The following is a 12,007-nucleotide window of genomic DNA, read 5'->3' as shown; positions in this document are numbered from 1 at the left end:
ACATGACTATCGAAAACACCTCCCCGCTGACAACCGCCGCAGGCTCCCCTGTTGCCAACAACCAGGACAGCCTCACTGCTGGTCCTCGCGGCCCCATGCTCCTGCAGGACGTTTGGTTCCTGGAGAAGCTGGCCCACTTTAGCCGCGAGGTCATCCCCGAGCGCCGCATGCACGCCAAGGGCTCCGGCGCCTTCGGTACCTTTACTGTCACCAATGACATCTCCAAGTACACCAAGGCGAACATTTTCTCCGAGGTTGGCAAGCAGACAGAAATGTTTGCTCGCTTCTCCACAGTCGCTGGCGAACGCGGCGCTGCCGACGCCGAGCGTGACATTCGCGGATTCTCCTTGAAGTTCTACACCGAAGAGGGCAACTGGGACCTGGTGGGCAATAACACCCCCGTGTTCTTCTTCCGTGATGGCTTGAAGTTCCCCGACCTCAACCGCGCCGTCAAGCGCGATCCCCGCACCAACCTGCGCAGCGCCGAGAACAACTGGGACTTCTGGACCAACCTGCCCGAGTCCCTGCACCAGGTCACGATCGTCATGTCCGACCGTGGCATCCCTGACGGCTACCGCCACATGCACGGCTTCGGGTCACACACCTTCAGCCTCATCAATGCCGAGGGCGAGCGTTTCTGGGTCAAGTTCCACCACATCACCCAGCAGGGCATCAAGAACCTGACTGACCAAGAGGCCGGCGCCCTGGTTGCTGCTGACCGTGAGTCCAGCCAGCGCGATCTCTTCGATGCGATCGAGAACGGCGACTTCCCGAAATGGAAGCTCATGGTTCAGATCATGCCCGAGGCGGATGCTGACACGTACAAGTACCACCCCTTCGACCTCACCAAGGTCTGGTCCAAGAAGGACTACCCGCTGATCGAGGTTGGCGAGTGGGAATTGAACCGCAACGCCGAGAACTACTTCGCCGACGTCGAGCAGGCAGCTTTCTCACCAGCCAACGTGGTGCCGGGCATCAGCTTCTCCCCGGACCGCATGCTGCAGGCGCGCCTGTTCTCCTACGGCGATGCCGCCCGTTACCGCCTCGGCGTGAACCACCACCAGATCCCGGTCAACGCACCGCGCAACAACGTCAACACCTACCACCGTGATGGTCAAGGCCGTGTTGATGGCAACCAGGGCCGCACCCCCGGCATCGAGCCGAACTCCTACGGCCGCTGGCCGGAGCAGCCGGCCTACGCCGATCCGGCACAGGCCATTGGCGCCCTTGCCGACCGCTTCAACTTCCGTGAAGATGATGCCAACTACTTTGAGCAGCCCGGCATCCTGTTCCGCGAAAAGATGACCGAAGAGCAGCGCCAGGTGCTCTTCGAGAACACCGCCCGCGCCATCGACGGTGCCTCGCAGGCCACCATTGAGCGTCACATCTTCAACTGCACCCAGGCTGACCCGGCCTACGGTGCAGGCGTCCGCAAGGCCATTGAAGCTCACCAGGCGTCCAAGGCTTAGTCCTTGGAAACATACGACGGCGGCACTTGCCTATCGCTTCACAGCGAAAAGCAAGTGCCGCCGTCGCACGTTAACGGGTGAGGGCGTGCCAAACGGGCGGGGGCGCATGAAATTTCACACGCCGCCACCTGTTTGGCACGCCGTCGCTCGTTTCGGGGTTAGCTGAGCAGATGTTCTCGGCCAAACATGGCGGCAGCGACCCGCGCAGTGGGGGTTCCAGCGTCGAGATCGGCCCCGGCGGCAATCAGCAGGGCAACCACCTCGTCCTCGCCCTTGAAGAGCGCGCCGGCCACGGGGGACTGCTCGCGGCCGTTGAGCAGATCTGGATTGGCGCCCCTGGCCAGCAACATGGCTACCGTTTCGGCTTGTCCGCTGTAGGCGGCAAGCATCAAGAGAGTGTTGCCCGCAACATCGGTCTGGTCAAGGACGAATCCGTGGTCCAGGAATTCCGCGAGCTGGGCCGTCTCGCCGGCGCGGGCAAGATCCATGGCCAAGGCTACGAGGCGCTGAGCCTGCTCGTCATCGAGGGTGCCGTCCGTTGGGGTGGGGTCATTGGGTGCTGGTTCGTGGTTCACCCCTCCAGCCTAGCGGCCGAGGGGCCCGTGGCGAGCGGAGCGATCCTGGGGAGGCCGGTGGGTGCTAGGCCCAGCTGCGGGTATTTCCAGAGCTCCCGAGCGAACAAAGTCCGCCACTGGATTCTGGGACCCGCCGTGGCGGCGGCCAAAGATATTGATGGTTGCTGCGCCGCCTTCACCCATGGCGGCCTTGTCGCCGGCATCCCACTGTTCACAGGCCCACAAGGTGGCACCCGAAAAGGGGGGAACGGAGCGGGTATGAAGGGACTCCAACGTGGCGGCAAGGTCCAGGATCCCCTCGACTCCCAGGTTCCTCAGCGTGGATGTTGGGGGCTCCGGGGTGGCTGTCCACTGGACGTCGCCAAGCTCGGCAATACGGAAATTTGCGCCGGGAAGCGTGGGAAGCGCGGGCGCAGGTGCCGGGGCTACGGGGCTGGGCTGGCTGCGCAGGGCCTGCCGCAAGGCAGAATCCGCATCGGCCGGGCCACCATAAACAACCCTGTCGTGAGCGGGCTGTTGCAAAACGCTGGAGGCTGCCAGCAACCCGTCACCGTGCAGAAACACGTGCACGGTGGGCGTTGACGTTTCTGCCACCGGCTCACCGATGGCATCCCCAACAGGCTGCCAGTTCAGGGAAATATAAATGTGGCCAAGAATTGGGCCCTGAAGGTGTTCCATGGCCGCAATGAGGCGGCGGTAGCACTCCAACAAGTCGCTGGCGGAGTCAACGCCAAAGGCCAAGGCGGGATCATTGAGCCGGATCACAAAGTGTCCGGCGGTCAAGGCAACCTTGGGCCGGCGGATGCCCCAAAATGTCGAAGCGAATAATTGTTCACGCACTGCTGCCACTCCGGTCCTCCATCCCTGAGACGCGTTGTCAGCATAACCCACGGCGGCCCGCGCACTCGCGGACATGGTGGCGCTGTGACTGCCCGTGACACCAGATCAGCCGTTGTGCCCACTGCCGAGCAGAAGTCTGGCGAGTAAGACAGAATGGAAGCATGCGACTGATCTTGATAAGGCACGGCCAAACCCCCAACAATGTCCTCGGCCTTTTGGACACGGCAGTGCCTGGGCCGGGCTTGACGGCATTGGGCGAACTGCAGGCGGAGGCGCTGGTTGATGCCGTGGCGGGTGAAGCGATTGATGCCTTGTACATTTCTAATCTAACCCGCACAGCACTGACGGCCGCACCCTTGGCTGCCGCCCGCACACTCACCCCAACGGTCAGGAGCGGGCTGCGCGAGATTAGTGCCGGGACCCTGGAAATGAAGGGTGACAGGACTTCCGTTGAGGCGTATCTCCGCACCCTGAAATCATGGTTGACAGGCGACCTTGACGTCCGCATGCCCGGCACAGAAACCGGCCACCAAGTGTTGGAACGCTTTGACGCAGTCGTGGCGGAAGCGGCCAACGGCAACGGCACCGTTGCCGTTGTCAGCCACGGCGCCATGATCCGATTCTGGGCAGGATACCGGGGTATTAATCTTGACTGGTCGGATCCCCAGTATCATGACCTATCCAACACGGGAATTGTCATCATGGAGGGTGAGCCCACACCCAGTGCCACCCCGGGAGGATGGGAGATCCGCTCCTGGCATGGTTCACCGGCCGGCGGGCTCAGGGGCTTGGATGCAGACGGTCCTACAGCAGAACTCACAGCAGAGGCCATAGTCGCCGGACATGAAAACGTCTAGGAATTCCGTGACTGACCGCGGCGGGGCGCCCGCTCCATTGGAAACGATGAACTCCGACACTGCCCAAGTCTTTGAAGCCACGCCATTTAGCACGGTAAATCTGTGGCGTCTGAAGGGGATCAGCTGGGTTTGGTTGGCCACGGCTGCCGTCTGCATTGCCCTGCTCGCCGTGGGTGCCCCACTGAACATGAACCTGTACGGGATGTCGCTGCCCTTTGGGTTGGGCTTGACGATCCTGCACGTGGCATCGCTGGGCCTCACCGCCGCCCGGCCGGTAGCCGGCGTCCTGATCTCCATCATTCCCATGACGATCCTGCCACTGGTTTCCATCCCAGTGGGCGCAGCGCCCATGCCCTTCAGTGTGGTGGCGATGGTGACCCAGGTTTTTGTCATCTGCGTGGCGGGATTGCGCGCCCACTGGATGGTGGCGGCGGGCGGCTGGCTGGCCAGCGTCATGGTGGGTGTTGTCTCCAATTACCTGACCCTGGGAGGGGTCCAGTCAGACGGTGCGCAAAACAATGTGGTCATTTTTGCTGCCGTATCCGGCGGGCTCATGGTGGCAGCGGTGGTGGCCCAGCAATGGCAGCACCTGCGCGCCGAGTTGGCGGCCGAACGCAGCGTCAGCGCGGAGGAGCAGTCGCTGCGCCGCCTGGCGGAGGAACGAACCCGCATTGCCCGTGAACTTCACGACGTGGTGGCCCATGGCATGTCAGTGGTGGTGGTGCAGGCGACCACCGCCAGGTACCGCCACGCAGGCTTGAGTGATGAGCTGAAGCAGGAATTTGATGACATTGCCGCCAACTCACGCCGCGCCATGACGGAGATGCGCAGCATGCTCGGCTCACTGCGGAACGCCGACGCCGGCCGCGAGTTGGGGCCACAACCCACCCTGGCTGATCTGCCACAGCTTTTTGCCTCGGCACGCTCCGCGGGGGTGCGCATCGCCGAACCTGAGCTTTCCGACGTCGAACATCAAGACATTGGCGAGGTCATTGCTCTGACCACCTACAGGATTGTTCAGGAAGCGTTGAGTAATGTCATCCGGCATGCTCCGGGGGCCACCGTCCGGGTGGGGTTTGCTGTGCGCAACGGCACCCTGAGTGTTTCGGTGGTCAATTCCAGCTCAGCCGTGGGGGCCGTGATGGCGCAGCTGGACAAGGGTGCCCACGTGGGTCAGGGGCTCATTGGAATGCGTGAGCGGGCAGCCATTGTGGGCGGCTCTGTGGTCTGCGTTCCAACGTCCGACGGCGGTTTCAGCGTCACAGCCAAGCTGCCACTGAGCTCCGGCAACGCGGGAAATTCCGCCAAAGGAGGTGGCCAGCTGTGAGCATTAGAGTGCTGGTTGTGGATGACCAGGCCATGGTCCGGGAAGGCTTTGCCGCTCTTCTTGGCGCCCAGGATGACATTGAGGTGGTGGGCCAGGCTGAGAATGGTGCCCGCGCCGTGGAGATGGCCCGGGACCACCGTCCGGACGTTGTGCTCATGGATGTCCGCATGCCAGTCATGGACGGCCTGGAGGCGGCCCGGCAGATACTCTCGGGCGTACCAGAGGATGCGCAGAGCACCATTCATGTGCTGATGCTGACAACCTTTGATGTTGACGATTACGTCTACGACGCCCTGCGCCTGGGGGCCAGCGGTTTCCTGCTCAAGGATGCGCTCGCTGAGGATTTGGTGGCGGCCGTGCGGATTGTGGCCTCGGGGGAAGCACTGCTGGCCCCGTCGGTGACCAAACGATTGATTGAACAATTTGCCGTTGCCGGGGCCAAACCCGTGTTGTCGAAGGAGCGCCTGGATGGGCTGACCGACAGGGAACTTGAGGTCATGACGCTGCTGGGTCGGGGCTTCTCCAACCAGGAAATTGCGGCAGAACTGTTCATTGCCCAGCAAACGGTCAAGACGCATGTCAGCAAGATTCTGGCGAAGTTGGAATTGCGGGACAGGGTCCAGGCCGTGGTGCTGGCGTACGACACGGGTTTGGTCGAACCGGGCTCTTAGGCACCCACCCACTAGCTAAAAGGTTGGGCCGAAGACTGCCTCTTTGGCCAGTTGACTCGGCACCTGCTTGTCCAATGCGCCAAACTCTATGTTATCCATAACCTAATTACTGGTACCGGTCTCAAAACACCTCACAATAGTGTTAGTTTCTTCTCTAGCAGCTGATGGGGGCCAGCAGCTGTGGGCGGTGTCCTTGCGCCCGCGTTAGAACCCACGTCCTATCTGGACAGTGCGCTTCAAGCCACGATTTCTACGCTGGGTGCTGCGCTCACGGGTGCAGGCACCCCTGACACCTAGGAACGCAGTGAAGAGAACCTCGCCTTTCAAAGGCTCAAGAAGAACCACTAGCAAAACAGTCCTCGCTGGGGCAATGCTGGCCGTTTTGGTGGGCAGCACCATGCCGCTTCCGGCCACCGCCGCACCCGCCGTTCCGCTGAACGCATCGGCGTTTGTGCTGGCCGCAGGGACTGCTGCCATCGACATCAGCGGCGTGAGCATCACCGGTCAGCTCACCGACGTCACCCGGGATGTCCTGCTGAATCCCTACGTCCTGGGCGAGAAGGTGAACTACACCTTCAAGGTGACCAACAGCCGTGCCCAGACGGTGACGGTAGTGCCGCTGTCGGGCGGCTTCAAGCCGTTCGTACCCGCGGACGGCGGCGGAAACTGCCGGTATGTCAACCTGCTGGCCGGTGCCAGCTACACGTGCGCCACCGCCAAACACACAGTGACGGCCGCCGACCTTGCCGCGGGCTCCTTTGCCACGACAACCTCCTGGCAGGTGGGCAGTGAAAGCCAGACGCTTTCGACGCCAGCCGTGAACCTGCGTGCAGGGGCCTCCACTGCCGTTGGACAGCTGAGCATTTCAGGGACGCCAACAAATCCTCAGCGCAACACAACAACCTCGCCGTACACCGTGGGCGAGGCCATTGATTACACTTTCACTGTCGCCAACAACGGCACCAATGCCGTTGAGGTGGCCACCGTTGCCGGCGCATTTACGCCTTTTTTGCCCGCCGACGGTGCAGGCAACTGCGCCCAACCCAGCCTCGCCGCAGGTGCAAGCTACAGCTGCACGACGGCCAAGCACACGGTGACCCGGGAGGAATTGGACCGGGGCTACTTCCTGCCCGTCACCTCGTGGCGTGCAGGCACTGTCACGGTTGCTCTCACCACCGATCCGGTCAAGTTGGGGACGCCACTGTCGGACCCCCTTGCCGGATACCTCAACGCAGCTCCCGCGGACCGCGGACTGGGCTTCCACGACGTGGACAAGGACGGGGCGCCGCGGACCATCCGCAACGACCTCTCCGCAGGCACGCTGACTGGCATGGTGGAATTCGCCCAAAGCCTTACGGTCAATCCGGCCGGAAATGACGCGACGGAGATGCCGGACCTTGTGGCCCAGCGCCAGGCCCTGCTGCTCTTCACCCCGTCGCAGGCCACCAGCAGCGTGAGCGTTGCAGCCAGCGTCAAGGGCGTCGCCAAGGGCGTGTTTGTGCTGAATGCCCCCGACGCCCTGCCCGAAACCGATGCGAATTTCCCGGCCGGGCGCCCGGCTGTGGTGTACTCCAAGCGGGCTTGGAGCGTGGACCTGCCCTGGGATGTGGTTGTCCCCGGGCTGGAACTTACCTTTACCGCGGCCGACGGCGGCACCGGCACCCTTCCGGCGTCGAACATCACCATGGCCCCACCTTCCGAGCTGGTCATCAACAACATTGAATTGGGCATGCTGACCACCCCGAACATGAATGGGGACCACGCGTTCATCAACAAGCCGGCGCAGTCGGCGGCGGACTATTTCCAGACCATCCCGGTGTCCAAGCTGGTCATGGCCAAGTACGAGACCGTGCAGCTGAACAAGGTCATCGTGGCCAACGGAAACATCTACACGCCGGAAAATCCCTCCGTGACCAACGGCGATGTTTACTCGGGGGACATGCGTGAAAACGTGGGCAAGGCGCAGGTCTCAACGGGCATCAACCTTGCCAACTTTGGCCAGACCTCCGGGCCCATGAACCAGCAGCAGCCGTCCCTGTACAACCAGCGGATCATCCACCACTCGGCCGGGCTCTACGCCAACGGGCGTGCCGAACACGGCCTGTCCGGCGGCAACGGCATGGCCACCATTTACGCCTCCAGCGGCAACGAACTCAGCCACGAGCTGGGCCACTCGTACGGCCTGGGCCACTACCCCGGCCAGAACTCAGCCCTGCCGGGGGACGCAGCAACCATCAACGCCACCCACCACGCCGATTCCGGCTGGGGATACAACGCCTACCGTGGCGCCTTGCGCAGCAATTTGCGCATGGGTGCATTCCAGCCCGACGGCGTCAGCATCAACAACCTGCCGTTCAAGCAGACCTTTGGTGGCGCCTACAACTACCTGGTGGACGCCATGGCCGGCGGCTGGGTTGAGAGCAAGTACTCGAACTACACCCTTCACACCGGCTACAGCGCGGACAGGATTCAGGAATCATGGACCAAGGTGGTCCCGGACCTGGCCTACCCCAGCGGCTACCGCAACTGGGACGCAGCCACGCAGAGTTACGTGGACGCCAAGGTTGCCAACCCCGCGTTCAACTCGCTGCGCCCCACCGCCGTTGGTGTGCCCGTGGTGACGTTGCTGGGCGGCTATGTGCCTGCCGACTCAACCAAGGCAGTGCTGTACCCGGCCTTCCGCTCCAACTGGGGCAACGCCTTCAACTACCCGGCGCCGGTTCAGGACGCCCCGGCGGCCACCCGGGTTTGCTGGATGGACGTTGACTTCCTTGGCGGGGCATCCAAGGCATTTGCGCTCAGCGGCGGCGTCAGTGGAGTTCCCGTGGGCAACGCCCTGCAGTTCAACATCAACATTGCCCAGGCCGACAAGCCCACGGGTGCCCAGCTGTCCTGCAAGCAAAACGGTGTCACCAGCCAGTACGGCAACCGCATCGATATCGCCACGGATTTGCCGGCCATGCCTTCTGCGGTGACCATTGGCCAGGATGCCGGATACACGGCCGTGCGCGACGCCGAACTGCCGCCCCTGCAAACGGAACTGGAATCGCTGGCCACCAGCACGTTCCCCTTGCTGGGTCACGCTTCAAAGGCGGCCTTGACCACTTGGAAGGGCAGCCTGAACCTCTTGAGCCCGGCCGCCAAGACTGTTGCCGAGAAGATCCTCGGCATGGAGTTGGCAAAGAAGAATGCTGAGAACTTTGTGCGCTACTACCAGGACACCATGGCCACCACCGCCACACAGACCCGGTTCAAGGAGTTGCTCAGCAGTTCAGCGCTCACTGCCTCCCCGGCCACCCCGGTGGTTCCTGCCGGCGCAGCCATCAAAGTTGACATTGGCAACAGCGGGGTAGCTGGAGGTTACTGCCTGAAGCTTTACACCAACCCCGATGGGACGCTGGAGGCCCGTGTTCCCGCGGCAGCAACGGTGGCCACCGAATGCACCGGCGCGGCCAATGAGAAGTGGGTCATGGATGCCCGCGGTGCCGTGCACAGTGTGGCCCGTCCGGATCTGTGCATCACCAGCAACAACCCGAGTCGGCCCAGCAACTGCGACTTCTCCAATGCGTCTCAGCAATGGGTGTATCAGGCTGACGGCCACTTGAACTCGGTGGCTTCGCCGGGACGTTCCATGGACCTGAACAGGGCCACCCGCCTGCCCATCCTGTACCAGACAACAGACGGCAGCAATCAAAAGTGGACGGGGCTGACCACCAGCACCGTGCCGGCCCTGGTTCTGCTTGACGCCACGACCCTGAAGAAACTGGGGGAGCTGGGCCTCTAAACAACTGACCCGCAGAAATCGACGAAAATATGCGTTTTTGACGCGTTTTTCGGCGATTTCTGCGGGTCAGTTTGTTTGGGTGCCTAGGCCTGGGGCTGGACTAGCTTGAACATGGCGCCCGTGCAGTCACTCAGCCCGGCAATCCTGCCGTACGGGGAGTCCTCCGCCGCATTGATCACCGTGCCACCCAGGGTGAGTGCCAAGGCTACTGTGGCGTCGACGTCGTCCGTTTGGAAGTACACCTGCCAGCTGGAGGGGACTTCATCCGGCAGGAACGCGGCGGCATCCATGATGCCAGCCAACTCTTGTTCGCCGTCGAGCAGATTTGTGTAGCGGAACTCGGGGGTGTCACTCATGACCGAGGTCTGCAAGCCAAAAACGTCCCGGTAGAAGCTCACGGCGGCCGGGTAGTCCTTGCTGTGCAGTTCGTGCCAGGCGGCGGCACCGGTTTCCTCGTGGGCCTGAAAACCTGTGTGGCCGCCAAATTCCCACAGCCCCACGGAGGCGCCGCTGGGATCGCCGAGCATGGCCATCTTTCCCTGTTCCGGCACGTCCATGGGGTCCAGGTAGGAAATGGCGCCAGCGTTGGTGGCTGCCGACATGGACGCGGCAATGTCATCCACGCGCAGGTAGGTGCTCCACACATCCGGGTAGCCCTGGCCGCCGTCCTGGCTCTGCATGAGTCCGGCAACGCTCTTGCCGTCCTTGAAGGCCGTGGTGTAGCCGCCGTACTTCTCTTCATCCCCCACCTCGTAATTCCAGCCGAAGAGCGCTCTGTAAAACTCGCGTGAACGGCTCATATCCGAGGTCATCAGGTCAATCCAGCACGGTGCGCCGGCGGGGAAATCATGCGAAGTCATGGCAGCTCCAAAATACACATTGTTGGCTAGGGACAAGGGAAGACTATGCCCGCACGCGAGCTGCAGGCAAGAGCAAAAAAGCGCCCACCTGATGAATAGTTGCCCACTGTGTGGTGGGTAAATCCATCGGGTAGGCGCTTTAGGTGCGCTGTGCGGTCAGCGCATGTTCACGAACTGCAGGTCGGCGTCCTCGAACTTGCGCAGGAGCGCCATGACTTCCTGAAGGTCGTCACGGCTCTTGGAGCTCACGCGAAGCTCATCGCCTTGGATGGTGGACTTGACGCCCTTGGGACCCTCATCACGGATCAACTTGTTAATCTTCTTCGCGATGTCCTGGGCAATCCCCTCAACGATTTCGGCTTCGAGGCGGTATTCCTTGCCAGAGGCGTAGGGCTCGCCGGCGTCCAGGGACTTCAAGGAGATGCCGCGCTTGATCAGCTTGGATTCGAAAACGTCCATGACGGCCATGACGCGCTCTTCAGAGTTGGCCTTGATCAAGATCTTTTCGCCACTGAAATCGATCTCAGCACCGACTCCCTTGAAGTCGTAGCGCTGGACTACTTCCTTCTGGGCCTGGTGCAGCGCATTGGCGACCTCTTGTTTGTCGACCTTGCTGACGACGTCGAATGTTGACTCACTAGCCATGATTCCTCCATGTACGTGGAAATTTGAGCGATTGATCTGAATACAAGCGTAGCGCCCGAGGGCCCCAAAGTGCGGGTCCACGGCGGCGAGGGTCCCGCCGCGAGCTTGCGAGCGGTGGGAGCCGCTGGGGAGAAGCGAGGTTTAGGGAGGGCGCTCACAGTTTGTTCTTAGGATCTGTACGGCCCGTGCACATTTGCGCTTGGCAAAGTTGACGTTGTTGAGACAGTCAGCAATGAGGAGGAGCGATGACCAGCAAGGACCGCACGGCGTCAGCACCTGACAACGAGCCCCTGCCGCCTGTGGCAGGGGAGAACGTTGCCAGTGCCAAAGCCCGGCCCGCCAAAAGAACTGTGGGAGCAGCTGTAGGAACTGCGGTGGCGGCGGCAACGTTGGCCGCTGTAACAGTTTTGAGTGGCCCTGCGCTGGCTGGCGCGTCAGCATCAGGCCTGAATTCGGGCAGCATCATCAGTTCCCCGCCCAACTCCGCCTCTTCGAGGATCGCCGGGGTGCATGAAGACATGGCCCGGGCCGTGCAACTAGGTCAGATCACCGCGTCGCAGGCAGCGTTCTTGGAAAACCAGCTTGTGAAGCGGATCCAGCCGGGCGTCTGAGCCTGCCCAATCCGCGGATCGTCGCATAAACGTACTTTGTCCGCTTATAGGGGGTTGGGCAACACCCCATGAGCGGACAAAGCGCGTTTATGCCCGGAAAGCGCTGTTTTGCAGGCCCAATATCGGCGGCCAAGAGGCCGCAAAAGCTCTCGATTCGGTTTTTCGGCAAAACCCTAGTACAGTTTTACTGCTCCCACTTGTTGGGGGCGAAAGTTGAACCTGATGTTGAGGTTTGACTGGCCACGGCAGATTACCCGAGCGGCCAAAGGGGGCTGACTGTAAATCAGCTGGCAACGCCTTCACTGGTTCGAATCCAGTATCTGCCACCAAACGGGAAACCCGGAACCACCGCGAGTAATCGCTGGGGT

General features: G+C 62.0%; 10 protein-coding genes and 1 tRNA gene. 7 read left to right on the top strand and 4 right to left on the bottom strand.

All coding sequences use genetic code 11. The features are described 5' to 3' along the window. Positions 1-2: 2 nt before the first annotated feature. Positions 3-1,469, top strand: a complete 1,467-nt coding sequence (locus tag CVS27_RS06735; RefSeq protein ID WP_103464962.1) for a catalase — start codon at positions 3-5, stop codon at positions 1,467-1,469. 158 nt (positions 1,470-1,627) lie between these two features. Here CVS27_RS06735 and CVS27_RS06730 read toward each other — a convergent pair whose 3' ends face one another. Both CVS27_RS06730 and CVS27_RS06725 read right to left on the bottom strand, forming a co-directional pair. Further along, a complete protein-coding gene (locus CVS27_RS06730; protein WP_370739474.1) occupies positions 1,628-2,044 on the bottom strand; it encodes an ankyrin repeat domain-containing protein in 417 nt (138 codons plus the stop codon). A gap of 9 nt (positions 2,045-2,053) precedes the next feature. Next, on the bottom strand, positions 2,054-2,893 hold the full coding sequence (locus CVS27_RS06725; RefSeq protein WP_103464961.1) for a hypothetical protein: 840 nt from the start codon (positions 2,891-2,893) through the stop codon (positions 2,054-2,056). Positions 2,894-3,045: 152 nt separating this feature from the next. Between CVS27_RS06725 and CVS27_RS06720 the strand changes: the two genes are divergently transcribed. The 4 genes from CVS27_RS06720 (at position 3,046) to CVS27_RS06705 (ending at position 9,523) form a co-directional block, all read left to right on the top strand. Further along, positions 3,046-3,741 (top strand): histidine phosphatase family protein, encoded by a 696-nt coding sequence (locus tag CVS27_RS06720; protein ID WP_103464960.1) that lies wholly within the window; start codon positions 3,046-3,048, stop codon positions 3,739-3,741. Between the two features lie 46 nt (positions 3,742-3,787). Further along, positions 3,788-5,068, top strand: a complete 1,281-nt coding sequence (locus CVS27_RS06715; protein WP_165788263.1) for a sensor histidine kinase — start codon at positions 3,788-3,790, stop codon at positions 5,066-5,068. After that, positions 5,065-5,739, top strand: a complete 675-nt coding sequence (locus CVS27_RS06710; protein ID WP_103464958.1) for a response regulator — start codon at positions 5,065-5,067, stop codon at positions 5,737-5,739. The genes CVS27_RS06715 and CVS27_RS06710 overlap by 4 nt, the downstream gene beginning before the upstream one ends. Positions 5,740-6,109: 370 nt before the next feature. Continuing rightward, the gene (locus CVS27_RS06705; protein ID WP_103464957.1) at positions 6,110-9,523 is read left to right on the top strand and encodes a M66 family metalloprotease; all 3,414 of its coding nucleotides are present in this window, start codon (positions 6,110-6,112) and stop codon (positions 9,521-9,523) included. A gap of 83 nt (positions 9,524-9,606) precedes the next feature. Here the strand turns inward: CVS27_RS06705 and CVS27_RS06700 are convergent, their stop codons facing one another. Together CVS27_RS06700 and CVS27_RS06695 are read right to left on the bottom strand one after the other, a co-directional pair. Then, positions 9,607-10,383 carry a VOC family protein gene (locus CVS27_RS06700; RefSeq protein WP_103464956.1) on the bottom strand — a complete coding sequence of 259 codons (777 nt, stop codon included), beginning with the start codon at positions 10,381-10,383 and terminating at the stop codon, positions 9,607-9,609. Positions 10,384-10,539: 156 nt separating this feature from the next. Further along, positions 10,540-11,028 carry a YajQ family cyclic di-GMP-binding protein gene (locus CVS27_RS06695; RefSeq protein ID WP_103464955.1) on the bottom strand — a complete coding sequence of 163 codons (489 nt, stop codon included), beginning with the start codon at positions 11,026-11,028 and terminating at the stop codon, positions 10,540-10,542. Between the two features lie 245 nt (positions 11,029-11,273). Between CVS27_RS06695 and CVS27_RS06690 the strand changes: the two genes are divergently transcribed. Continuing rightward, positions 11,274-11,639, top strand: coding sequence for a hypothetical protein (locus CVS27_RS06690; RefSeq protein ID WP_103464954.1), 366 nt, complete (start codon positions 11,274-11,276; stop codon positions 11,637-11,639). 244 nt (positions 11,640-11,883) lie between these two features. Then, positions 11,884-11,968, top strand: a tRNA-Tyr gene (locus tag CVS27_RS06685). Positions 11,969-12,007: the final 39 nt, after the last annotated feature.

Origin of the sequence: Arthrobacter glacialis (assembly GCF_002909445.1) — a bacterium.
Classification (GTDB): Bacteria; Actinomycetota; Actinomycetes; order Actinomycetales; family Micrococcaceae; genus Specibacter; species Specibacter glacialis.
Note: the sequence above shows the minus strand (reverse complement) of the source record. Positions and strands in the feature narration are given on the sequence as shown.